The sequence below is a fragment of the Pseudomonas sp. DY-1 genome (genome assembly GCF_003626975.1).
Classification (GTDB): Bacteria; Pseudomonadota; Gammaproteobacteria; order Pseudomonadales; family Pseudomonadaceae; genus Metapseudomonas.
Genome location: NZ_CP032616.1, coordinates 325992 through 348741 on the forward strand (window position 1 = coordinate 325992; position 22750 = coordinate 348741).

19 protein-coding genes and 1 pseudogene are annotated in these 22750 nt (G+C 63.2%); 10 read left to right on the top strand and 10 right to left on the bottom strand.

The window, feature by feature from the left end; genetic code table 11:
• Window positions 1–44: 44 nt before the first annotated feature.
• Genes D6Z43_RS01790 through D6Z43_RS01805 form a run of 4 tightly spaced genes read right to left on the bottom strand, consistent with a single transcriptional unit; the run spans window position 45 to window position 3536 of the window.
• A complete protein-coding gene (locus tag D6Z43_RS01790; protein WP_120650010.1) occupies window positions 45–785 on the bottom strand; it encodes a YciK family oxidoreductase in 741 nt (246 codons plus the stop codon).
• 28 nt (window positions 786–813) lie between these two features.
• Window positions 814–1494, bottom strand: coding sequence for an N-acetylmuramic acid 6-phosphate phosphatase MupP (mupP, locus tag D6Z43_RS01795; RefSeq protein ID WP_174235565.1), 681 nt, complete (start codon window positions 1492–1494; stop codon window positions 814–816).
• The gene (gene ubiG / locus D6Z43_RS01800) at window positions 1491–2189 is read right to left on the bottom strand and encodes a bifunctional 2-polyprenyl-6-hydroxyphenol methylase/3-demethylubiquinol 3-O-methyltransferase UbiG (RefSeq protein WP_120650012.1); all 699 of its coding nucleotides are present in this window, start codon (window positions 2187–2189) and stop codon (window positions 1491–1493) included. Before ubiG ends, mupP begins: the two co-directional genes overlap by 4 nt.
• 21 nt (window positions 2190–2210) lie before the next feature.
• Window positions 2211–3536, bottom strand: a complete 1326-nt coding sequence (locus D6Z43_RS01805; protein WP_120650013.1) for a TRZ/ATZ family hydrolase — start codon at window positions 3534–3536, stop codon at window positions 2211–2213.
• A gap of 113 nt (window positions 3537–3649) precedes the next feature.
• On the opposite strand from D6Z43_RS01805, the gene mtnA reads away from it, so the two are divergent.
• The 7 genes from mtnA to cmk all read left to right on the top strand — a co-directional run bounded on the left by mtnA (window position 3650) and on the right by cmk (window position 14136).
• Window positions 3650–4726 (top strand): S-methyl-5-thioribose-1-phosphate isomerase, encoded by a 1077-nt coding sequence (mtnA, locus tag D6Z43_RS01810; RefSeq protein ID WP_120650014.1) that lies wholly within the window; start codon window positions 3650–3652, stop codon window positions 4724–4726.
• Between the two features lie 243 nt (window positions 4727–4969).
• Window positions 4970–7747, top strand: coding sequence for a DNA gyrase subunit A (gene gyrA / locus D6Z43_RS01815; RefSeq protein WP_120650015.1), 2778 nt, complete (start codon window positions 4970–4972; stop codon window positions 7745–7747).
• Window positions 7748–7845: 98 nt separating this feature from the next.
• Window positions 7846–8931: a 3-phosphoserine/phosphohydroxythreonine transaminase gene (gene serC, locus D6Z43_RS01820; RefSeq protein ID WP_120655160.1), complete on the top strand. Its 1086-nt coding sequence runs from the start codon at window positions 7846–7848 to the stop codon at window positions 8929–8931.
• Window positions 8931–10025 (top strand): prephenate dehydratase, encoded by a 1095-nt coding sequence (gene pheA / locus D6Z43_RS01825; RefSeq protein WP_120650016.1) that lies wholly within the window; start codon window positions 8931–8933, stop codon window positions 10023–10025. Before serC ends, pheA begins: the two co-directional genes overlap by 1 nt.
• A gap of 79 nt (window positions 10026–10104) precedes the next feature.
• A complete protein-coding gene (gene hisC, locus D6Z43_RS01830; protein WP_120650017.1) occupies window positions 10105–11217 on the top strand; it encodes a histidinol-phosphate transaminase in 1113 nt (370 codons plus the stop codon).
• Window positions 11218–11221: 4 nt separating this feature from the next.
• The gene (locus D6Z43_RS01835) at window positions 11222–13453 is read left to right on the top strand and encodes a bifunctional prephenate dehydrogenase/3-phosphoshikimate 1-carboxyvinyltransferase (RefSeq protein WP_120650018.1); all 2232 of its coding nucleotides are present in this window, start codon (window positions 11222–11224) and stop codon (window positions 13451–13453) included.
• Window positions 13450–14136, top strand: a complete 687-nt coding sequence (gene cmk, locus D6Z43_RS01840; protein WP_120650019.1) for a (d)CMP kinase — start codon at window positions 13450–13452, stop codon at window positions 14134–14136. Before D6Z43_RS01835 ends, cmk begins: the two co-directional genes overlap by 4 nt.
• A 69-nt stretch (window positions 14137–14205) precedes the next feature.
• On the opposite strand, the gene D6Z43_RS01845 is transcribed toward cmk, so the two are convergent.
• From D6Z43_RS01845 to rlmE, 3 genes are all read right to left on the bottom strand, one after another.
• Complete coding sequence (locus D6Z43_RS01845; RefSeq protein WP_120650020.1) at window positions 14206–15882, bottom strand: MFS transporter; 1677 nt, start codon at window positions 15880–15882, stop codon at window positions 14206–14208.
• A 346-nt stretch (window positions 15883–16228) separates the two neighbouring features.
• Window positions 16229–16336 (bottom strand): DUF2388 domain-containing protein, encoded by a 108-nt coding sequence (locus tag D6Z43_RS28195; RefSeq protein ID WP_305955726.1) that lies wholly within the window; start codon window positions 16334–16336, stop codon window positions 16229–16231.
• 258 nt (window positions 16337–16594) lie between these two features.
• Complete coding sequence (rlmE, locus tag D6Z43_RS01855) at window positions 16595–17215, bottom strand: 23S rRNA (uridine(2552)-2'-O)-methyltransferase RlmE (RefSeq protein WP_120650021.1); 621 nt, start codon at window positions 17213–17215, stop codon at window positions 16595–16597.
• 273 nt (window positions 17216–17488) lie between these two features.
• Between rlmE and D6Z43_RS01860 the strand changes: the two genes are divergently transcribed.
• Together D6Z43_RS01860 and D6Z43_RS01865 are read left to right on the top strand one after the other, a co-directional pair.
• Window positions 17489–19117 (top strand): NAD(P)/FAD-dependent oxidoreductase, encoded by a 1629-nt coding sequence (locus tag D6Z43_RS01860; protein ID WP_120650022.1) that lies wholly within the window; start codon window positions 17489–17491, stop codon window positions 19115–19117.
• Between the two features lie 11 nt (window positions 19118–19128).
• Complete coding sequence (locus D6Z43_RS01865; RefSeq protein WP_120650023.1) at window positions 19129–19860, top strand: RNA methyltransferase; 732 nt, start codon at window positions 19129–19131, stop codon at window positions 19858–19860.
• A gap of 123 nt (window positions 19861–19983) precedes the next feature.
• Here the strand turns inward: D6Z43_RS01865 and D6Z43_RS28630 are convergent.
• A pseudogene (locus tag D6Z43_RS28630) lies at window positions 19984–20215 on the bottom strand (MFS transporter); the annotation flags it as partial.
• A gap of 271 nt (window positions 20216–20486) precedes the next feature.
• On the opposite strand from D6Z43_RS28630, the gene D6Z43_RS01875 reads away from it, so the two are divergent.
• The gene (locus D6Z43_RS01875) at window positions 20487–21065 is read left to right on the top strand and encodes a flavin reductase family protein (RefSeq protein WP_120650024.1); all 579 of its coding nucleotides are present in this window, start codon (window positions 20487–20489) and stop codon (window positions 21063–21065) included.
• A 212-nt stretch (window positions 21066–21277) separates the two neighbouring features.
• On the opposite strand, the gene D6Z43_RS01880 is transcribed toward D6Z43_RS01875, so the two are convergent.
• Together D6Z43_RS01880 and D6Z43_RS01885 are read right to left on the bottom strand one after the other, a co-directional pair.
• Window positions 21278–21703 (bottom strand): VOC family protein, encoded by a 426-nt coding sequence (locus tag D6Z43_RS01880; protein WP_120650025.1) that lies wholly within the window; start codon window positions 21701–21703, stop codon window positions 21278–21280.
• Between the two features lie 96 nt (window positions 21704–21799).
• On the bottom strand, window positions 21800–22714 hold the full coding sequence (locus tag D6Z43_RS01885) for a LysR family transcriptional regulator (protein ID WP_120650026.1): 915 nt from the start codon (window positions 22712–22714) through the stop codon (window positions 21800–21802).
• Between the last annotated feature and the right edge of the window lie 36 nt (window positions 22715–22750).

Here is a 22750-nt window from a genome sequence, read left to right on the forward strand (position 1 = left end):
ACTGGCGGAGGCTGCGGCGATCGGATGACCGCCGCGGAGGGAGGTCATTGCGCGTCGAAAGCCTGGCCGTTAACACCAGCGCTGTCTGGCCCCATGAGATAGAGGTAGACAGGCATGATTTCGGCGGGTTCCGGATTGTTGTCAGGATTTTCACCGGGATAGGCCTGGGCGCGCATATCGGTGCGGGTAGCACCGGGATTGACGCTGTTGGAGCGCACGCTGGCAATGCCGTCAACTTCGTCAGCCAGGACCTGCATCAGTCCCTCGGTGGCGAACTTGGAGACCGCGTAGGCGCCCCAGTAAGCGCGTCCCTTGCGGCCGACGCTGCTGGAGGTGAAGACCACCGAGGCGTCTTTGGACAGTTTCAGCAGCGGCAGCAGTGTGCTGGTCAGCATGAACATGGCGTTGACGTTGACCTGCATGACGCGCATGAAGTTGTCGCCCGAGAGCTGCTCGATGGGCGTGCGCGGACCAAGGATCGAGGCGTTGTGCAGAATGCCGTCGATATGGCCGAATTCCGTTTCCAGGGTTGCCGCCAGTTCGTCGTACTGGTGCGGCTGGGCGGTTTCCAGGTTGAAGGGAATCACGGCGGCTTGCGGGTGGCCGGCGGCCTCGATCTCGTCATACACCGCGTTCAGGCTGGCTTCGGTCTTGCCCAGCAGAAGCACGGTGGCACCGTGGGCAGCGAAGGTCTTGGCGGCGGCGGCGCCGATGCCGCGACCGGCACCGGTGATCAGGATGACCCGGTCCTTGAGCAGATCGGGGCGGGCGGAATACTGGAACATTTGAATCTCCTACGGGGCGCTCCGGGTTTCAGCAGCTGCACAGCGCGCGGTCGAGCACTGCGCGCAGTTCGAGCGGATGGTGGACTACAACGTCGGCGCCCCAGTGCGCGGGGTTGTCGCTGGGGTGGATGTAGCCGTAGCTGACCGCAGCGGTGCGGGTGCCGGCGGCGCGGCCGGATTCGATATCGCGCAGGTCGTCACCAACGAAGAGTACTGCAGCCGGGTCCAGGTTCAGCTTGCTGCAGGCGAGCAGCAGCATTTCCGGGTCCGGCTTGCTGTTCTTTACGTGGTCGGGGCAGATCAGCACGGCGGATCGTCCGGCCAGGCCGAGCTGCTCCATGATGGGTTCGGCAAATCGCACCGGCTTGTTGGTCACCACGCCCCAGATCAGTTTGGCCTGTTCGATATCCGCCAGAAGCTCGTCGATGCCGTCGAACGGACGGGTGAGCACGGCGCAATGCTTCTGGTAGCGCTCCAGGAATTCCAGGCGCAGGGGTTCGAACTCCGGGGATTCCGGGTCCATCTCGAAGGCGCAGGCGACCATGGCGCGGGCGCCGCCGGAAACCACGTCGCGGATCGCCTTCTCGTCCCGGGCTGGTAGGCCGCGTTCAGCGAGCATGGACTGGCAGATAGCAATGAAGTCCGGCGCCGAGTCGAGCAGGGTGCCGTCCATATCGAAAAGTACCGCTTGAAGACGCATGCCGGTCATTCCTCGCGCAGGGTCTGGATCATGTAATTGACGTCGACGTCTGCTTCCAGCTTGTAGTGCTTGGTAAGCGGGTTGTAGGTCAGGCCGATGATGTCCTTCACCGAGAGGCCGGCGGCGCGGCTCCAGGCGCCGAGTTCTGACGGGCGGATGAACTTCTTGAAGTCGTGGGTGCCGCGCGGCAGAAGGCGCATGACGTACTCGGCGCCGACGATGGCGAAGAGGTAGGCCTTGGGATTGCGGTTGATGGTGGAGAAGAATACCTGTCCGCCCGGCTTGACCAGGGTGTAGCAGGCGCGAATCACCGAGGCCGGGTCCGGCACATGCTCGAGCATTTCCATGCAGGTGACCACGTCGAACTGGCCAGGCATCTCGGCAGCCAGTGCTTCGGCGGTGATGCGGCGGTACTCCACCGGTACGCCGGATTCCAGCTGGTGCAACTGGGCGACCGCCAAAGGCGCTTCGCCCATGTCGATGCCCGTCACGGTGGCGCCACGCTGGGCCATGGATTCGCTGAGGATGCCGCCGCCGCAGCCGACGTCCAGCACTTTCTTGCCGGCCAGCTTGACGCGCTCGTCAATCCAGTTGACTCGCAAGGGATTGATGTCGTGCAGGGGTTTGAACTCGCTCTCGCGGTCCCACCAGCGGTGGGCGAGGGCCTCGAACTTGGCGATTTCGACGTGATCGACGTTGGTCATGGAATGTCCTCGAAACAGAATTCAGCGGCCGGCGATGCGTTCGCCCCAGGCGCGGGCAGTGGCGCCCAGGCGCTCTTCGTCCAGGCGCGTCAGGCGGCCGTCGTCCAGCAGTTGCCTGCCGTCGACCCAGAGGTGCCGCACCGAATCGCGCCCGGTGGCATAGATGAGTTGGGAAACCGGATCGTAGACCGGTTGCTGGGCTAGCCCGGAAAGGTCGAAGGCTACCAGGTCGGCGGCCTTGCCCAGTTCCAGGGAGCCGGTGTCCTGCTCAATTCCCAGGGCCCGCGCACCGTTAAGGGTGGCCATGCGCAGCGCGCGATGGGCATCCAGGGCGCTGGCCGAGCCAGCTACCGCCTTGGCCAGCAGGGCGGCTGTGCGGGTTTCGCCGAGCAGGTCCAGGTCATTGTTGCTGGCCGCGCCATCGGTACCGACGGCGACGTTCACGCCGGCTTGCCACAGACGCTCTACCGGGCAGAAGCCGCTGGCCAGCTTGAGATTGGATTCGGGGCAGTGAATCACGTTGCTGTTGCTTTCCACCAGCATGGCCAGGTCGGAATCGTCCACCTGGGTCATGTGCACGGCCTGGAAGCGCGGGCCCAGCAGGCCGAGGCGCGCCAGGCGGGCCATGGGGCGTTCGCCGCGTTGTTCCAGGCTTTGCTTGACCTCGAAGGCGGTTTCCTGAACGTGCATATGAATGCCGGCGTCCAGTTCCTCTGCCAGTACGCGAATGCTCTCCAGTTTGTCATCGCTGACGCTATAGGGTGCGTGAGGGCCGAAGGCGACCTTGATGCGAGGGTGGTGCTTGAGATCGCTGAACAGCTCGACGCCACGGCGAATGGCCTCGGCGGAGTCGGCGGCGCCGGGAATCGGGAAATCCAGCACCGGAATGGCCAGTTGCGCCCTGATGCCTGTCGTGTGGATGACGGCGCTGGCCTGGGCCGGGAAGAAATACATGTCCGAGAAGCAGCTGATGCCGCCCTTGATCTGTTCGGCCACGGCCAGTTCCGTGCCGTCGCGGACAAAAGTCTCATCGACCCACTTGGCCTCAGCAGGCCAGATGTGTTCCTGTAGCCAGGTCATCAACGGCAGATCGTCGGCCAGTCCACGGAACAGGGTCATCGCAGCGTGGCCGTGGGCGTTGATCAGGCCGGGAGCCAGCAACATGCCCGGCAGTTCACGGCGCTCGCGCGCCTCAACGCGCAGTGCCACGTCCCGGGGGGCGAGCAGGGCGATGCGACCGTCGCGGATGCCTAGCGCGTGATCCCGCAGCACCACGCCGGCGGGTTCTACCGGGACTATCCAGGATGGGAGCAGGAGCAGGTCGAGCGGGGCATTGGAGCTGGGCATGGCGGCGCATCCTGGGCGCAAATCGAAGTGGCGGCAGTATACCCGAGCCAGAAGACCTCCGGCTCGCTATAATCTGCGGTTTTTCCGCGAGTTACGGGGTGGCGAGGTGGTCGATGCGTGAGCAACTGTTAGCAGCCGAGAAGGTCAAGGCGATCGACTGGCGTGACGGCGTACTTCATCTGCTCGACCAGCGCGTGCTGCCTGCCGAGGAAGTCTGGCTGTCCTACGATTCCGCCGAAGGCGTCGCACAGGCCATTCGCCAGATGGTGGTGCGCGGTGCGCCGGCCATCGGTATCAGTGCCGCCTATGGCGTGGTGCTGGGCGCCCGGGCGCGTATCGCCGCCGGTGGCGATTGGCGCGCGGCGCTGGAAGCGGACTTCAAGGTGCTGTCCGAATCGCGGCCGACGGCGGTCAACCTGTTCTGGGCACTGAACCGCATGCGCGAGCGTCTGGAGCGCGTGCGTGAGGGCGAAACCCCGCTGCAGGCGCTGGAAGCCGAGGCCATTTCCATCCATCTGAGCGATCGCGAAGCCAACCTGACCATGGCGCAGCTGGGCATGGAGCTGATTCGCAAGCACCAGGGCAGTCCGCAGGCGCTGTTGACCCACTGCAATACTGGCGCCTTGGCCACCGGAGGTTTCGGCACCGCCCTCGGGGTGATTCGGGCGGCCCATCTGGATGGTCTGGTGGAGCGGGTCTATGCCGACGAAACCCGTCCCTGGCTGCAAGGCGCACGCCTGACGGCCTGGGAGCTGGCCAACGAAGGTGTGCCCGTGAGCCTCAATGCCGACGCCGCTGCAGCTCACCTGATGAAAACCGCCGGGATCACCTGGGTGATCGTCGGTGCCGACCGCATTACCGCCAATGGCGATGTGGCCAACAAGATCGGTACCTACCAGTTGGCGGTCAACGCCATGCACCACGGTGTGCGCTTCATGGTGGTCGCGCCTAGCTCCACGATCGACATGTCCCTCGAAAGCGGGGATGACATCCCGATCGAAGAGCGCGATGGCTCTGAACTGCTGGACCTGGGTGGTCGTCGCGTCGCAGCGGAAGTTCATGCGGTCAATCCGGTATTCGATGTGACTCCGGCGGACTTGATCGATGCCATTGTGACCGAGAAGGGAGTGGTCGAGCGTCCCGACGCCGCCAAGATGGCTCAGCTCATGTGTCGCAAGCGCCTTCATTGAGCCATCAGGGCGGCTATTTCACCCTGCCGGCAGGCCGCCCGGCGGGGTAGGTGCGAGACGGTGACTGTGGTAAGCTCCCGCAGTTATTGCCGCCCCTCTGTTGAGGCGGCCCAATTGCACAGATCCTTGGCTTAACTCGTTGATTTGTCGTGAGTCGCTGCAGCATCTGGCCGCAGTGACGAGCTTCGCGCCGCTCAGGACGAGAGGGGCGGAGTTTCATCAGAAAAAGGAACCAGGCTTCTCATGGGCGAACTGGCCAAAGAAATCCTCCCGGTCAATATCGAAGACGAGCTGAAACAGTCCTACCTCGACTACGCGATGAGCGTGATCGTCGGGCGCGCCTTGCCGGATGCGCGCGACGGCCTGAAGCCAGTGCACCGTCGCGTTCTCTACGCGATGAGCGAACTGGGCAACGACTGGAACAAGCCCTACAAGAAGTCCGCCCGTGTGGTGGGTGACGTGATCGGTAAGTACCACCCGCATGGTGATACCGCGGTCTACGACACCATCGTACGTATGGCTCAGCCCTTCTCGCTGCGCTACATGCTGGTGGACGGCCAGGGCAACTTCGGTTCGGTGGACGGCGACAACGCCGCGGCCATGCGATACACCGAAGTGCGTATGTCCAAGCTGGCACACGAGCTGCTGGCCGACCTGGACAAGGAAACCGTGGACTGGGTGCCCAACTACGACGGCACCGAACAGATTCCCGCGGTCATGCCGACCAAGATCCCCAACCTGCTGGTCAACGGTTCCAGCGGCATTGCCGTTGGCATGGCCACCAACATCCCGCCGCACAACCTGAGTGAAGTCATTGACGGCTGCCTGGCGCTGATGGACAACGCCGACCTCACGGTCGACGAGCTGATGCAGTACATCCCGGGTCCTGACTTCCCGACAGCAGGCATCATCAACGGTCGCGCCGGCATCATCGAGGCATACCGTACCGGCCGTGGCCGCATCTATATCCGCGCCCGCGCCGAAATCGAAGACATGGAAAAGGGCGGTGGTCGCCAGCAGATCATCGTCACCGAGCTGCCCTACCAGCTGAACAAGGCGCGTCTGATCGAGAAGATCGCCGAGCTGGTGAAAGAGAAGAAGATCGAAGGCATCACCGAGCTGCGTGACGAGTCCGACAAGGACGGCATGCGCGTAGTGATCGAGCTGCGCCGTGGCGAAGTGGGCGAGGTGGTGCTGAACAACCTCTACTCCCAGACCCAGATGCAGAGCGTCTTCGGTATCAACGTCGTGGCCCTGGTCGATGGCCAGCCGCGCACGCTGAACCTGAAGGACATGCTCGAAGTGTTCATCCGTCACCGCCGAGAAGTGGTGACTCGCCGTACCGTCTACGAGCTGCGCAAGGCCCGTGAACGCGGGCACATCCTCGAAGGTCAGGCCGTAGCCCTGTCCAACATCGACCCGGTGATCGAACTGATCAAGTCTTCGCCGACTCCGGCCGAAGCGAAGGAGCGCCTGATCGCCACTGCCTGGGAATCCAGTGCCGTGGAGGCCATGGTCGAACGTGCGGGTGCCGACTCCTGCCGTCCGGAAGACCTGGACCCGCAATACGGCCTGCGCGAAGGCAAGTACTACCTGTCGCCAGAGCAGGCCCAGGCCATCCTGGAACTGCGCCTGCACCGCCTGACCGGCCTGGAGCACGAGAAGCTGCTGGCCGAGTACCAGGAAATCCTCACCCTGATCGGTGAGCTGATCCGCATCCTCACCAACCCCGAGCGCCTGATGGAAGTCATCCGCGAGGAGCTGGAAAAGGTGAAGGCCGAGTTCGGCGACGCCCGCCGCACCGAGATCGTCGCGTCCCAGGTGGACCTGACCATCGCCGACCTGATCACCGAGGAAGAGCGCGTGGTCACCATCTCCCACGGCGGCTACGCCAAGTCCCAGCCGCTGGCTGCCTACCAGGCCCAGCGCCGTGGCGGCAAGGGCAAGTCGGCCACTGGCGTGAAGGACGAGGACTACATCGAGCACTTGCTGGTCGCCAACAGTCACGCCACGCTCCTGCTGTTCTCCAGCAAGGGCAAGGTCTACTGGCTGCGCACCTTCGAAATTCCGGAAGCCTCGCGTACCGCGCGTGGCCGTCCGTTGGTCAACCTGCTGCCGCTGGACGAGGGCGAACGCATCACCGCCATGCTCCAGATCGACCTGGAAGCACTGCAGCAGAGCGCAGGTGCCGACGAGGACCTGGAAGAAAACGAAGGCGTGGTGATCGAAGGCGAAGTAATCGAAGCCGAAACCGGCGACGATGAAGGCGCCGACCTCGACGACGAACAGGACGAGCCCACTGGCGCCTACATCTTCATGGCTACCGCCTTCGGTACCGTGAAGAAGACCCCGCTGGTGCAGTTCAGCAAACCGCGTTCGAACGGTTTGATCGCCCTGAAGCTGGAAGAAGGTGACACCCTGATCGCTGCGTCCATCACCGACGGCGCCAAGGAAGTCATGCTCTTCTCCGACGGTGGCAAGGTCATCCGCTTCAAGGAAAAACACGTCCGCACCATGGGCCGAACCGCCCGCGGCGTTCGCGGCATGCGCCTGCCGGAAGGCCAGAGCCTGATTTCCATGCTGATCCCGGAACAGGGCGCGCAGATCCTTTCCGCCTCCGAGCGCGGTTACGGTAAGCGCACTCCGCTGGAAGACTACCCGCGTCGCGGTCGCGGCGGCCAAGGCGTGATCGCCATGGTCACCAACGAGCGTAACGGCAAGCTGGTCGGCGCCGTGCAGGTGCAGGACGGCGAGGAGATCATGCTGATTTCCGACCAGGGCACCCTGGTACGTACCCGTGTCGACGAAGTCTCCAGCTCCAGCCGTAATACCCAGGGCGTGACCCTGATCAAGCTGGCCAAGGACGAAACCCTGGTCGGTCTGGAGCGGGTCCAGGAGCCCTCTGGTGGCGACGAGGACGACGAGCTGGAAGAGGGTATCGATGCGAACGTGGAGACCGTGGACGACGTCCAGGGTGATGACGTTCAGCAGGATGAAGCCCAACCGGCTGGCGACGAGTAATAGTTGTAGAAACGGGCAGGCCGTCGCCGGCCTGTCCATTCGGTAGGTAACAATTGGCGGGGGCATTGGTGCCCCCGCGCTACCCAGTGAGAATGGATGTGAGCAAGCGAGCCTTTAACTTCTGCGCCGGCCCGGCCGCGCTTCCGGAAGCTGTTCTGCAACGCGCCCAGGCGGAACTCCTCGATTGGCAGGGTAAAGGCCTGTCCGTCATGGAAATGAGCCACCGCAGCGACGAATACGTTGCCATTGCCGAAAAGGCCGAGCAGGACCTGCGCGACCTCCTGTCCATTCCCTCCAACTACAAGGTGCTGTTCCTCCAGGGCGGCGCCAGCCAGCAGTTCGCGGAGATCCCGCTGAACCTGCTACCGGAAGACGGCGTGGCCGACTACGTCGACACCGGTATCTGGTCGAAGAAGAGCATCGAGGAAGCCAGCCGCTTCGGTCGCGTCAACGTCGCAGCAAGCGCCAAGGGCTACGACTACTTCGCGATCCCCGGCCAGAACGAGTGGCAGCTGTCGAAGGATGCCGCCTACCTGCACTACGCCTCCAACGAAACCATCGGCGGCCTGCAGTTCGACTGGATTCCGGAAGTAGGTGACGTCCCCCTCGTGGTGGACATGTCCTCGGACATCCTCTCCCGCCCGATCGACATCTCCCGCTTCGGCATGATCTACGCCGGCGCGCAGAAGAACATCGGCCCGAGTGGCCTGGTAGTGGTCATCGTTCGCGAAGATCTGCTCGGCCGTGCCCGCGCCAACTGCCCGACCATGCTCAATTACAAGGTCGCTGCCGATAACGGCTCCATGTACAACACCCCGGCCACCTTCTCCTGGTACCTCTCGGGCCTCGTCTTCGAGTGGCTGAAAGAGCAGGGCGGTGTCGAGGCCATGGAGCAACGCAACAAGGCGAAGAAGGAACTGCTCTACGGCTACATCGACAAGAGCGCTTTCTACACCAACCCGATTGCCATCAACGCCCGCTCCTGGATGAACGTTCCGTTCCGCCTGGCGGATGAGCGCCTGGACAAGGACTTCCTCGCCGGCGCCGATGCCCGTGGCCTGCTCAACCTCAAGGGCCACCGCTCGGTAGGCGGCATGCGTGCTTCCATTTACAACGCCGTTGGCCTCGATGCAGTCGAAGCCCTGGTGGCCTACATGGCGGAGTTCGAGAAGGAGCGCGGCTGATGTCCGAGCAAGAACTCAAGGCGCTGCGCCTGCGCATCGACAGCCTCGACGAGAAGATCCTCGATCTGATCAGCGAGCGTGCTCGCTGCGCCCAGGACGTAGCGCGCGTGAAGATGGCCGCCCTGCCGGAAGGCGAGAAGCCGGTCTTCTATCGCCCGGAGCGCGAGGCCTGGGTCCTCAAGCACATCATGGATCGCAACCAGGGCCCGCTGGACAACGAAGAGATGGCGCGGCTGTTCCGCGAAATCATGTCTTCCTGCCTGGCCCTGGAGCAGCCGCTCAAGGTTGCCTACCTCGGTCCGGAAGGCACCTTCACCCAGGCTGCGGCGCTCAAGCACTTCGGCCACGCGGTGATCAGCTCGCCGATGGCCGCCATCGACGAAGTATTCCGCGAAGTGGCCGCGGGTGCGGTCAACTTTGGCGTGGTACCGGTGGAAAACTCCACAGAAGGTGCTGTGAACCACACCCTGGACAGCTTCCTCGAGCACGACATGGTGATCTGCGGTGAGGTGGAGCTGCGTATCCACCACCACCTGCTGGTGGGCGAGAACACCAAGACCGACAACATCACCCGCATCTACTCCCATGCCCAGTCCCTGGCCCAGTGCCGCAAGTGGCTGGACGCTCACTACCCGAATGTCGAGCGCGTGGCGGTGTCCAGCAACGCCGACGCCGCCAAGCGGGTGAAGAGCGAATGGAACTCCGCCGCCATCGCCGGTGACATGGCCGCCAGCCTCTATGGCCTGACCAAGCTCTGCGAGAAGATCGAGGACCGCCCGGACAACTCCACGCGTTTCCTCATCATCGGCAGCCAGGAAGTGCCGCCTACCGGCGACGACAAGACTTCGATCATCGTCTCCATGCGCAACAAGCCGGGCGCCCTGCACGAGCTCCTGGTTCCGTTCCACAATAACGGCATCGACCTGACCCGCATCGAGACCCGCCCGTCCCGCAGCGGCAAGTGGACCTACGTGTTCTTCATCGACTTCGTAGGCCACCATCGCGACCCGCTGATCAAGGATGTGCTGGAGAAGATCAACCAGGAAGCCGTTGCCCTGAAGGTGCTGGGTTCCTACCCCAAAGCGGTGCTTTGAATTCGCGACGGGCCGTTGCGCTCCAGCCTGGGTTGGGGCGCGCTACGGCGGCCCCGAGCCCGTAGTTGAGGCTGAATCCATGAGCTGTGACTTCCTCGCCCTTGCCCAAGCGGGCGTGCAGAAACTTTCGCCCTACGTACCCGGCAAACCAGTGGATGAACTGGCCCGCGAGCTGGACCTGGACCCGGCCGGCATCGTCAAGCTGGCCAGTAACGAAAACCCGCTCGGCCCGAGCCCCAAGGCCCTCGAAGCCATCCGCAGCGAACTGGCCGAGCTGACCCGCTACCCGGACGGCAATGGTTTCGAGCTCAAGCGCCGCCTGGCCGAGCGCTGCGGCGTGACCCCGGCGCAGGTCACCCTGGGCAACGGTTCCAACGACATTCTCGACCTGGTCGCCCGTGCCTACCTGGCACCGGGCCTGAATGCCGTGTTCAGCGAGCACGCCTTCGCCGTATACCCCATCGCCACCCAGGCCGTAGGAGCTGCCGGCAAGGTAGTTCCGGCCGAGGACTACGGCCATGACCTCCCAGCCATGCTGGCAGCCATCGACGCCAATACCCGCGTCGTGTTCATCGCCAACCCGAACAACCCCACCGGCACCTGGTTCGGTCCGGCGGCACTGGAAGATTTCCTCGCCAAGGTCCCGGAGAACGTACTGGTCGTGCTGGACGAGGCCTACATCGAGTACGCCGAAGGCGAAGAGCTGCCCGATGGCCTGAACTACCTGGCCCGTTATCCGAACCTGCTGGTATCGCGTACCTTCTCCAAGGCCTACGGCCTGGCGGCGCTGCGCGTGGGCTACGGACTCTCCAGCGCCCAGGTGGCCGACGTGCTCAATCGCGTACGTCAGCCCTTCAACGTCAACAGCCTTGCCCTGGCCGCTGCCTGCGCCGCGCTGGGTGACGCCGAATACCTGGCCGAGAGTCGCCGCATCAACGATGCCGGCATGCTCCAGCTGGAAGAGGGCTTCCGTGCGCTGGGCCTGACCTGGATTCCCTCCAAGGGCAACTTCATCGCCGTAGATTTCGGTCGCGACGCCGCTCCAATCAACCAGGGCATGTTGAGTGAAGGTGTGATCCTGCGCCCAGTGGCCGGTTACGGCATGCCCACTTTCCTGCGCGTCTCCATCGGCCTGCCGGCCGAGAACGCCCGTTGCCTGGAAGCACTGGCCAAGGTGCTCGGCCGTGGCTGATGTCATGACCGCGCAACAAGGCACCCCTATCTTCGGGCGCCTGGTGGTGATCGGCCTTGGCCTGATCGGTGGCTCCTTCTCCAAGGGGTTGCGCGAGAAGAACCTGTTCACCGAAGTGGTAGGGGTGGACAAGGACCACGAGTCCTGCCGCATCGCCGTCGAGACCGGCGTGGTCGACCGCTGCGAGAGTGACCTCGCTGTGGCCTGCCGCGGTGCCGATGTGATCCAGCTGGCCGTACCCATCCTCGCCATGGAAAAGCTCCTCGCCGAACTGGCCCAACTGGACCTGGGCAGCGCCATCCTGACCGACGTCGGCAGCGCCAAGGGCAATGTGGTGCGCGCGGCGCGCCGGGTCTTCGGTGGCATGCCGGCTCGCTTCGTGCCCGGTCACCCCATTGCCGGCTCGGAGAAGAGCGGGGTAGAGGCTGCCAATGCCAGCCTGTTCCGCCGCCACAAGGTCATCCTCACGCCGGTGGAAAACACCGATCCGTTGGCCCTGAAGTGCATCGACCAGCTCTGGCGGGCCCTGGGGGCGGACGTCGAACACATGGAGGTCGAGCATCACGATGAGGTGCTCGCCGCGACCAGCCACCTGCCGCACTTGCTGGCATTCGGTCTGGTCGACTCGCTGGCCAAGCGCAGCGAGAATCTGGAAATCTTCCGTTATGCCGCCGGTGGCTTCCGTGATTTCACGCGAATCGCCGGCAGCGACCCGGTGATGTGGCACGACATATTCCTCGCCAACCGCGACGCCGTGCTGCGCATCCTGGACGCATTTCGCGATGACCTCGACGCCTTGCGCGGCGCGGTTGACGCAGGGGACGGGCATGAATTGCTGGGCGTGTTCACCCGCGCCCGCTTCGCCCGCGAGCATTTCAGTAAAATTCTGGCCCGCAGGGCCTATGTGGACGCCATGCACAATAACGATCTGATTTACCTGGCGCAGCCGGGTGGCAAACTCGCCGGCCGTGTTCGCGTTCCGGGCGACAAGTCCATTTCCCACCGTTCCATCATGCTCGGCTCCCTTGCCATCGGGACCACCGAGGTCGAAGGCTTCCTTGAGGGCGAAGACGCCCTGGCGACCCTGCAGGCCTTCCGCGATATGGGTGTGGTCATCGAAGGGCCGCACCACGGCCGCGTGACCATCCACGGTGTCGGCCTGCACGGCCTGAAGCCTCCGCCCGGCCCGCTGTACCTCGGCAACTCCGGTACTTCCATGCGCCTGCTCAGCGGCCTGCTGGCGGCCCAGCCGTTCGACACCACCCTGACCGGCGACGCCTCGCTGTCCAAGCGTCCGATGAACCGCGTGGCCAAGCCGCTGCGCGAAATGGGCGCGGTCATCGAGACTGGCGCTGAAGGCCGTCCGCCGTTGACCATTCGCGGTGGCCAGCGACTGTCCGGCATGAACTATGAAATGCCCATGGCCAGCGCCCAGGTCAAGTCCTGCCTACTGCTCGCCGGCCTCTACGCCGCCGGTGAAACCGCCGTCACCGAACCCGCCCCCACCCGCGACCATACCGAGCGCATGCTGCAAGGCTTTGGTTACCCGGTGAAGGTGGACGGCAACACCGCAACCGTCGAGAGCGGCCACAAGCTCAGCGCGTCCCGTATCGAAGTGCCTGCCGACATCTCTTCCGCCGCCTTCTTCCTGGTGGCTGCGAGCATCGCCGAAGGCTCCGAACTGGTGCTGGAGCACGTTGGCATCAACCCGACCCGTACCGGCGTTATCGACATCCTCAAGCTGATGGGCGGCGACATCACCCTGGAGAACCAGCGTGAAGTGGGCGGCGAGCCTGTTGCTGACATCCGCGTGCGTGCGGCCAAGCTGAAGGGCATCGACATTCCCGAAGACCTGGTGCCACTGGCCATTGACGAGTTCCCGGTACTCTTCGTCGCCGCCGCCTGTGCCGAAGGCCGCACCGTGCTGCGTGGCGCGGAAGAGCTGCGCGTGAAGGAATCCGACCGCATCCAGGTCATGGCCGATGGCCTGCTGGCGCTGGGCGTGAAAGCCGAGCCGACTCCGGACGGCATCGTCATCGAAGGCGGCCCCATTGGCGGCGGCGAAGTCTGGAGCCATGGCGACCACCGTATCGCCATGTCCTTCAGCGTGGCTTCGCTGCGCGCCAGCGCGCCGATTCGCATCCATGACTGCGCCAACGTCGCCACCTCCTTCCCGAACTTCCTCGGCCTCGCGGCCCAGTCCGGCATCCGCGTAGCGGAAGAGGGCAAGGCATGAACGCCAACGTGCCCGTGATCGCCATCGACGGACCCAGCGGCTCCGGCAAGGGCACTGTCGCCGGCCTGCTGGCCAAGCGCCTGGGCTGGCGCCTGCTGGACTCCGGCGCGCTGTACCGTCTGCTGGCCTTCGCCGCGCGCAACCATGGCGTCGACCTGACCAACGAGGAATCCCTCAAGGTCCTGGCTGCGCACCTGGATGTGCAGTTCAATGCCAAGGCCGGTGGTGGCCAGAGCATCGTGCTGGAGGGTGAAGACGTCACCGACGTGATCCGCTCCGAGCAGGTCGGCGCTGGCGCCTCCCAGGTCGCCGCGTTGCCCGCCGTGCGCGAAGCCCTGCTGCAACGTCAGCGCGCCTTCCTCGAGGCGCCGGGCCTCGTGGCCGATGGTCGCGACATGGGCACCGTGGTGTTTCCGCAGGCACAGCTGAAGATATTCCTCACCGCCAGCGCCGAGGAGCGTGCCCGTCGCCGCTACCTGCAACTCAAGGGCAAAGGCATGGAGGCCGACCAGGTCGCCTTGCTGAAGGAAATCCAGGACCGCGACGAGCGCGACAGCCAGCGTTCCGTGGCGCCGCTGAAACCGGCCGTGGATGCGATCATCCTCGACTCCACCAGCCTCAGCATCGACGAAGTCCAGAACAAGATTCTCGAAGCCTTCTCCGCCCTCGGCCTGGACGACTGAGTCCCGACCGATACAGAAAAGCCGCAGTCACAGACTGCGGCTTTTTCGTTTGCGCGCCAGGGCGCGCCCTCACGTGTGACGAATGTCCCGGTCCTTGGTCTCGGGCAGGAACAGCGTGCCGAGAATGGCCGTCATCAGCGCGATGACGATGGGGTACCAGAGTCCGAAGTAGATATCCCCTGTGGCCGCCACCATGGCGAACGACACCGTGGGGAGGAATCCGCCGAACCAGCCGTTGCCAATGTGGTAGGGCAGCGACATCGAGGTGTAGCGGATGCGCGCCGGGAACAGCTCTACCAGCCAGGCGGCGATTGGGCCGTAAACCATGGTCACGTAGATCACCAGGATGGTCAGGAGCAGCAGTACCATCGCGTAGTTGGTCTTGGCAGGGTCGGCCTTCTCCGGGTAGCCGGCGTCTTTCAGGGCCGCGCCCATGGTGGCGGTGAAGGCGTCGTTTTGGGCCTTGAAATCGGCTGCTGGCATTCCGGTGCCTTCGAAGCTCGGAAGCACCTTGTCGCCGATGCGGATTTGCGCAACGGCGCCCGGCTCGGCCTTCTCGTTCTGGTAGGGGATGGCTTTCTTCGCCAGCAGGCTCTTGGCGATGTCGCAGGAGCTGGTGAATTTGGCCTTGCCTACCGGATCGAACTGGAAGGAGCACTGGTCGGGATCGGCGACCACGGTGACCGGGTTCTTCGCCTGCGCCGCGAACACGTCGGGGTTACCGTACTGGGTCAGCGCATGGAAGATCGGGAAGTAGGTCAGAGCCGCTATGACGCAACCCGCCATGATGATCTTCTTGCGGCCGATGCGATCCGACAGGCTGCCGAACAGGATGAAGAACGGCGTGCCGATGAGCAGCGATCCGGCGATCAGCAGGTTCGCCGTCTGCGGATCGATCTTCAGCATCTGCAGTAGGAAGAACAGCGCGTAGAACTGCCCTGTGTACCAGACAACGGCCTGCCCGGCGGTGCCGCCGAACAGTGACATGATCACCACCTTCAGGTTGTCCCAGCGAGCGAAGGACTCGGTCAGCGGTGCTTTGCAGGCCTTACCTTCAGCCTTCATCTTCATGAATATCGGCGACTCGCTGAGCTGCAGGCGGATGTACACCGAGATGATCAGCAGCAGGATCGACAGCAGGAACGGAATCCTCCAGCCCCAGGCCTCGAAGGCTTCGGTGCCGAGGATAGTGCGGCATGCGAGGATCACCAGCAGCGACAGGAACAGGCCCAGCGTCGCGGTGGTCTGGATCCAGGACGTGAAGAAGCCGCGCTTGCCCGGCGGCGCATGCTCCGCCACGTAGGTCGCCGCGCCACCGTACTCGCCACCCAGCGCCAGGCCCTGCAGCAGACGCAGCGTGATCAGGATGATCGGCGCCGCCACGCCGATGGTGGCGTAACCGGGCAAGAGGCCCACCACGGCAGTGGAGATGCCCATGATCACAATGGTGATGAGGAAGGTGTATTTGCGCCCGATCATGTCGCCCAATCGGCCAAACACTATGGCGCCGAAGGGGCGCACAGCGAAGCCCGCGGCGAAGGCGAGCAGGGCGAAGATGAAGGCTGTGGTTTCGTTCACGCCAGCGAAGAAGTGCTTCGCGATGATCGCGGCGAGCGAACCGTAGAGGTAGAAGTCGTACCACTCGAACACGGTACCCAGGGACGAGGCGAAGATGACCTTGCGCTCCTCCTTGGTTATCCCGCGGTTGGGCGTGCTGCCCGTGGATGTTTCGCCTATTGTCGCCATGAGTCTTCTCCGTCTTGTTCTTTTTGTAGGCCGGAGTATCCAAAACCGTTACCGCACTCAGGCCTTAGGACTGATGCCATCGGATTACGGATTGCGCAAAGCATGGAAACAGACTGACAACCTCACAGGACATGCGAGGTTCATGAGAAGAATAATCACCATCTCGCAGATATCCACTCGCAACCCTATCGAACTCGGGCACGAAACCGGTGCATCGCCAGAAGGACCTGCGCATTGCCAGCCGAAATACCGAATCCAGCTGGCACAGGGCTCATTGCAGATGACCCTTGAGGTTCGCTCGGTGTTCCCACAATTTTCGGACTTGATGCGACGCTGCGGCAGCGGCTCAGCCCAGGCCGGCGATGGCCAGGGCCAATTGCATGTCGCTCAGTGTGGATTGCGGATGCGTGTGCCGATAATGACGCAGCGCCTGCTCCAGCCGCGTGCCATGGATTCGCCTGCGGAAGCGACGTAAGCCAGGGCGTCGTCACGGGCTGCCTGGCAGGTACGCATGGGATGGCTGGTGGATTCACTGATGGCTACGGAGCCAACGCTGGAGGCAATGGTGAAGTGGTCGAACGAATTGCCTTGCCCGTCCATGGCCCACGCCTGGCCTGCGGCCAGGAGCGTGGTTATCGTCCGCGTGCATGCTCGCTTCAGGTAATGATCCTATACCTGTGCGGTTTGCCGGGAGCCTGATGGAGGCGGCGCCTTATCCTTTAAATCCTTTCGCCACCAGATATACCTCCCGCGATCGCGGCCGCGACGCCTCTGGCTTGCGTATCACCACCTTCTCGAATGAAGTGCGAACGTCCTTCAGGAAAACGTCAGAGCCTTCACCCTGGAAGACCTTGACCACATAGTTTCCATTGAGCTTGAGCACCTGCCGGACCATGTCGAGGGTGAGTTCGACCAGGTACATCGAGGAGGCCTGGTCGGCGGCAGCGACGCCGCTGATATTGGGGGCTATGTCGGAGACGATCAGATCAGGCTGCCTGCCGCCGAGCTTGTCGAGAATCTGCTGGAACACGGCGTCGTCGGTAAAGTCGCCCTGTATGAAATCGACGTTCTCCAGCCCGTCCATCGGCAGAATGTCCGTGGCCAGTACCCGTCCCTTTTCGCCCACCAGACCCCCGGCCACCTGTGACCAGCCGCCGGGGGCGGAGCCAAGATCCATGACCAGCATGCCGGGGCGTATCAGCTTGTCCTTCTCGTTCAGCTCAATCAGCTTGTAGCTGGAGCGGGAGCGCAAACCATCCTTCTGGGCCTGTTTGACGTAGGGATCGTTGACGTGTTCATCCAGCCAGCGACGGCTGCTTTTGGATCGTTTCATTTAAGGGCCAACCACGGAAAATCAATGTGAGGAGCGGACCAATGCATGGGGCAGGGGGAGCTGTTGGTCGCAGAGCGGCGGCAATTATAAGCCGATAAAACTGCGCAGGTTTTATCCGCAGGGCGGGGGTGGGGCAGGGGCGATCAGTGCGGGCGCCTTCCGGAGCTTCATCAGGCCAAGCCTGACAGGGGAGGGTGGCGGCGGGTACAATTCGCCTCCTACTTCACCCCTCTTTTGCTTCCTTTGCCGGATTCACCGGCCAGGATTACCGCCATGATTCGCATCACCGAACTGTCTCTGCCCCTCGATCACTCCGCCGATGAGTTGCGCAAGGCCATCGTCAATCGCCTGAGTATCAGCGACGCCGACCTGCTGAACTTCACCGTATTCAAGCGCAGCTACGATGCCCGCAAGAAAAACAGCGTCATTCTGTTCATCTACATCATCGACCTGGAGGTTCGCGACGAGGCGGCGATTCTGGCGCGCCTGGCGGATGACCACAACGTACGCCCAGCCCCGGACACCCACTACTATCCAGTAGGGCAAGCACCGGCCAGCCTGAGCGAGCGGCCGCTGGTCGTGGGCTTTGGCCCCTGTGGGTTGTTCGCGGCGCTGTTGCTCGCGCAGATGGGGTTCAAACCCATTGTGCTGGAGCGCGGAAAGGACGTGCGACGCCGCACGAAGGATACCTGGGCACTGTGGCGCAAAAAGGTCCTGACCCCGGAATCCAACGTGCAATTCGGCGAGGGCGGCGCCGGCCTTTTCTCGGACGGCAAACTCTACAGCCAGATCAAGGACCCCAAGTTCTACGCCCGCAAGGTGATGTCCGAGTTCGTCCGCGCCGGTGCTCCGGACGAGATCATGTACGTGAGCAAGCCGCATATCGGCACCTTCCGTCTTACCGGCGTGGTATCTGCCATGCGCGAGGAGATCATCGCCCTCGGCGGCGAGGTGCGATTTGAAAGCAAAGTGACCGACCTGCTGATCAACGACGGCCAGCTCGAGGGCGTTGTTTTGGCCAGTGGTGAAACACTCCACAGCCGCCATGTTGTACTGGCGCTAGGTCATAGTTCCCGCGATACCTTCCGTATGTTGCACCGGCAGGGCGTGTTCATGGAGGCCAAGCCCTTCGCCGTGGGTTTCCGCATCGAACACCCGCAAGGCATGATCGACCAGGCCCGCCTGGGGAAATATGCCGGCCATCCGGAGCTCGGCGCCGCCGACTACAAGCTGGTGCATCACGCCAGGAATGGCCGTGCCGTCTACAGCTTCTGCATGTGCCCCGGCGGTACTGTGGTAGCGGCCACTTCCGAGCCGGAACGAGTCGTGACCAATGGTATGAGCCAGTACTCTCGCAACGAACGCAATGCGAATGCCGGCATAGTCGTCGGCATCAATCCGGAGCAGGATTTCCCAGGCGGTCCGCTGGCCGGAGTGGAGTTCCAGGAGCGCCTGGAATCCCGCGCCTATGAATTGGGTGGCAGCGATTACTGTGCGCCCGCGCAATTGGTGGGGGACTTCATTCGCGGAGTGCCGTCGGCCGAGTTTGGCGAGGTGGAGCCTTCCTACAAACCCGGCGTACGGCTGGGCGATCTTGCGCCCTCGCTGCCGGACTATGCGATCGAGGCCATCCGTGAGGCGCTACCAGCATTTGGCAAGCAGATTCGCGGCTTTGATCGCGATGACGCGGTGCTCACCGGTATCGAGACCCGCACCTCATCCCCGGTCCGTATCACCCGCGACAACGAGACATTGCAGAGCCTCAACCTGCGAGGCCTGTATCCGGCCGGTGAAGGCGCCGGTTATGCCGGTGGCATTTTGTCGGCGGGCGTGGATGGCATCAAAGTCGCCGAAGCGGTGGCCAAATCGCTTCTGTCTCAGACCGAAGCGCAGAGCGACTGAGCAACGGATAGATGAAACTCGACGACATCAAGAAACTCCACCAGAAAAAATACCGGGCCGAGTTCGGTTATTTTCTGGTGGAGGGCGAACACCTGTTGCTGGAGTTACAAAAAGCGGCCTTGCAGAACCCGCTGCTACAGCGCAGTCAGCTGTATGTAACTGGCGCCTACGAGCACTGGCAAAGCCCGTTTGAAACCCATGTGATCAACGACCGCCAGATGGCTCAGATCGCCGATACCCAGACACCGCAGGGAATAATTGCGCTGGTGCCAATGCCGGCGAAAGCCGCGCCGGTTTCTGCTCCCAGTCAGAACGAACGCGCCATTTACCTGCATGAAATTCAGGACCCGGGCAATCTCGGCACCATCCTGCGTACGCTGGCGTGGTTCGGTAATTTTCGCTGCCTGCTCAGTCCCGGTAGCGTCGATCCGTACAATCCCAAAGTCGTCCGCTCCAGCATGGGCGCCATTTTTCATGCGCCCATGGAACTGGATGTGGAACTGGACTCCTTGCGTACGCGCTTCGAGCGCATTGCCTGCCTGGATATGAATGGCGACAGCTTGCAATCCGCCAGTTTCAAGACGTTCGATTGTTATCTGTTCGGCAACGAAGCACGTGGCGTGCCCCGCGAGCAACTGATCGCGCTCAACGCCCAGCCTTTTACGATTCCCGGCTGTGGCGCCATCGAATCGCTGAACCTGGCCGCAACGGTCAATATGTGTGCGTACGAGTTGAACAGATAGCGGATCAAGGAACCGTTCTCTCGAAGCGCTTCGTGAAGCAGTGACGAGGGATACAGTTTCCGCAAAAGGACGGGCCCCTTGGGCCCGTTCTTGTTTGTCGTGATTGTGTGATTGGCCGGTCGACTAAATCGACTGCGCCGCTCGCGCATTCACCTCGACCGCCGGCTCCACATCGATCGCCTCCATGCTCAGATGCGCTGTCTCCCGGAGCAGGAACGAGCACACCGCCACCATCGTCAGCCCCATAAGCCGCCACCCCGAACGGGCTGCCCGTTGCAATCAGGATGGCCGTCGCGAGGCTGGACGCCGTGCCACCGCCGAAGGCCGCGCCGATCTGGTAGGCGGCGGACATGCCGGGCCCAGAAGAAGCGCGCCTTCGAGGACGAGATCGATCGCGAACCTGGCGTGACGCCGCTCAAGCAGTGGAAGCTCTAGCTGGCAGGTGCGGCTCGTCGGGGCGCAGGGAGAGTCGCCTGTCGCGCTCTAGGCCCGGAGCTTCATCCGAGGCTGGGTCCAGCCGCGCGGGTTCGCAGTGCGTGGTGAGTGCGGCGTGCAACCTGCATAATCCGCGCATCGCCCGAGCTGGCTGCGGCATGCAGTCAGCGCTTCCCGAACGAGGTTTATCCATGAATGAGCACATCGCGCCGGTGGCGCTGGACTGCGCCTATCGCGTGCTGAATCACGGCCCGACCGTGCTGGTTTCCGCCAGTCATGGCGGCGTCGAGAATGTCATGGCCGCCGCCTGGTCCTGTGCCCTGGACTTCTCGCCGCCGAAGGTGACCGTGGTGCTGGACAAGGCCACCCGCACTCGCTCACTGGTGGAGAGCAGCGGCCTCTTTGCCCTGCAGGTACCCAACCTCAGCCAGCTCGAACTGACCTACAAGGTAGGAACCCGCAGCCTCGACGAGGCACCGGACAAGCTCGCGCAGTGCGACGTGGAGCTGTTCCGCATGGACGGTTTCGATGTGCCGCTGGTAGCCGGCAGCTCCGCCTGGCTGATCTGCAAGCTGATTCCCGAACCCCACAACCAGCAGACCTACGACCTGTTCATCGGCGAGGTGGTGGGCGCCTGGGCCGACACCCGTGTATTCAGGGATGGTCATTGGCAGTTCGAGACGGCCGCGCCCCACTGGCGCAGTCTGCACTACATCGCCGGCGGTCACTTCTATGCCATAGGCGAGGCGGCGGTGGTGAAGGACGTCTGAACGGCCCCTTGTGGGGAGGCGTCAATCACAAGTAAACGGGCGAGCTCGGCGCAAGCTGGCAAATCGTGGCCCGGATGAACATGTAGGAGCGAGCTTGCTCGCGAACAGTCCGAGCACGATCTTTCGCGAGCAAGAACTCGGCGTCCCCCTCGCTCCTGCAGAAAGTAAATTTCGAGTTATCACCGGCAGCGCCGACGACGCATGGCCACGCCCTACCTGGCAAAGAGCTGGCCGATATCCTTGAAGGCCTTGAACTCCAGGGCATTGCCGCACGGGTCGAAGAGAAACATGGTGGCCTGCTCGCCCACCTGACCCTTGAAGCGGATGTAGGGCTCGATGACGAAGCTTGTGCCGAGGGATTCCAGGCGCTCGGCCAAGGCTTCCCACTGTGACCATTCCAGCACCACGCCGAAATGCGGCACGGGCACGTCGTGGCCGTCCACCGCGTTGGTGTGGGCGTGGTGCTGCGAATCGGTCTTCGGATGCTCGTGGATCACCAGTTGGTGACCGAAGAAGTTGAAGTCCACCCATTGGCTGCTGGAGCGGCCTTCTTCAAGGCCGAACACCTCGCCATAGAAGGCACGGGCTGCGGCAAGGTCGTATACGGGAATGGCCAGGTGGAAAGGAGAAAGGCTCATCGAAGGCTCCGGCGGCTCGTCATTGGAGGCTTCAATGTTCGATTCGAATCTGCTGGGGCGAAAGCGAATTGCTCCTTCGCTCAGCCAAAAGGATTCTTATGCTCGCAGCTTGCTCTTGAGATTGTTGGCCATTTCTTCCACGTAACTGTGGGCTGATGGATGGATGACCTTGCGGAACAGCTCGACCTGCGGCAGCGCCTTGTTGGCGTAGCGGCACACCAGCACGATTTCCCGTGTGAAGGCCAGTTCGCCGAGGGGATGCACCCGCGCTGTGGTACCGCCGCGGGACCAGATGCCGGCGAAGGGAATGATGGCCACGCCCAGCCCGGTTTCCACCATGCGTACGATGGCGTCCAGGTCATCCAGTTCCATCACCTGGTTCACCTGCAGCTTGCGGTCCTTGAGGAACCTGCCCACCAGGCGCCCGCCGAACGACTTGCTGTCGTAGCGAATGAAGGGGTGGCGTACGAGCGTCTGGGCGATGCAGTCGACCTGGGTGCCCGGCGGGTGGATCAGTACGAAGGGCTCCTCCAGCACGCTTTCCATGTGCATTTCCTTGGCGAGCGGGAAGGGCGGCTTGATGATCAGTGCCAGGTCCAGGTCGCCGGCCTCGACCTGGCCTACCAGGTCGAGTGAAACGCCGGGAATCAGCCTGGCCTCCATCAGCGGTGCGGCTTCCTTGAGGCGTCTGAGCGTCTCCGGCAGGACGCCGGTCTGCACCGTGCCGATCGCGCCGATGTTCAGCGCACCTCGATAACCCTCCAGGGTTTCCGGCAGGCACATTCGCGCATACAGCTCCAGCATTTCCTCTGCCAGCGGCAGCACTCGCTGCCCATTGGCGTTGAGGCTGACCGACTTGGCTGTGCGATCGAACAGTTGCATGCCGAGCGCATCTTCCAGGCTCTTCATCTGCGCACTGACCGCCGCCTGGGTCAGGCTGACCTGCCGCGCCGCGGCAGAAAAACTGCCAAGCCCGGCCACCGCCACGAATGTCCTGAGTTCTCTGATCACCGCAGGCTACCTACCCTGGAACTGGTGCGGTCATGC

Bases quoted from the DNA above. Each gene is read 5' to 3' on its own strand.
- D6Z43_RS01835 (WP_120650018.1), top strand. From the start codon at position 11,222: ATGACCGCGCAACAAGGCACCCCTATCTTCGGGCGCCTGGTGGTGATC.
- mupP (WP_174235565.1), bottom strand. From the start codon at position 1,494: ATGACCGGCATGCGTCTTCAAGCGGTACTTTTCGATATGGACGGCACC.
- gyrA (WP_120650015.1), top strand. From the start codon at position 4,970: ATGGGCGAACTGGCCAAAGAAATCCTCCCGGTCAATATCGAAGACGAG.
- hisC (WP_120650017.1), top strand. From the start codon at position 10,105: ATGAGCTGTGACTTCCTCGCCCTTGCCCAAGCGGGCGTGCAGAAACTT.
- D6Z43_RS01845 (WP_120650020.1), bottom strand. From the start codon at position 15,882: ATGGCGACAATAGGCGAAACATCCACGGGCAGCACGCCCAACCGCGGG.
- D6Z43_RS01875 (WP_120650024.1), top strand. From the start codon at position 20,487: ATGAATGAGCACATCGCGCCGGTGGCGCTGGACTGCGCCTATCGCGTG.
- D6Z43_RS01865 (WP_120650023.1), top strand. From the start codon at position 19,129: ATGAAACTCGACGACATCAAGAAACTCCACCAGAAAAAATACCGGGCC.
- ubiG (WP_120650012.1), bottom strand. From the start codon at position 2,189: ATGACCAACGTCGATCACGTCGAAATCGCCAAGTTCGAGGCCCTCGCC.
- D6Z43_RS01860 (WP_120650022.1), top strand. From the start codon at position 17,489: ATGATTCGCATCACCGAACTGTCTCTGCCCCTCGATCACTCCGCCGAT.
- mtnA (WP_120650014.1), top strand. From the start codon at position 3,650: ATGCGTGAGCAACTGTTAGCAGCCGAGAAGGTCAAGGCGATCGACTGG.
- D6Z43_RS01880 (WP_120650025.1), bottom strand. From the start codon at position 21,703: ATGAGCCTTTCTCCTTTCCACCTGGCCATTCCCGTATACGACCTTGCC.
- D6Z43_RS01790 (WP_120650010.1), bottom strand. From the start codon at position 785: ATGTTCCAGTATTCCGCCCGCCCCGATCTGCTCAAGGACCGGGTCATC.
- rlmE (WP_120650021.1), bottom strand. From the start codon at position 17,215: ATGAAACGATCCAAAAGCAGCCGTCGCTGGCTGGATGAACACGTCAAC.
- pheA (WP_120650016.1), top strand. From the start codon at position 8,931: ATGTCCGAGCAAGAACTCAAGGCGCTGCGCCTGCGCATCGACAGCCTC.
- cmk (WP_120650019.1), top strand. From the start codon at position 13,450: ATGAACGCCAACGTGCCCGTGATCGCCATCGACGGACCCAGCGGCTCC.
- D6Z43_RS01805 (WP_120650013.1), bottom strand. From the start codon at position 3,536: ATGCCCAGCTCCAATGCCCCGCTCGACCTGCTCCTGCTCCCATCCTGG.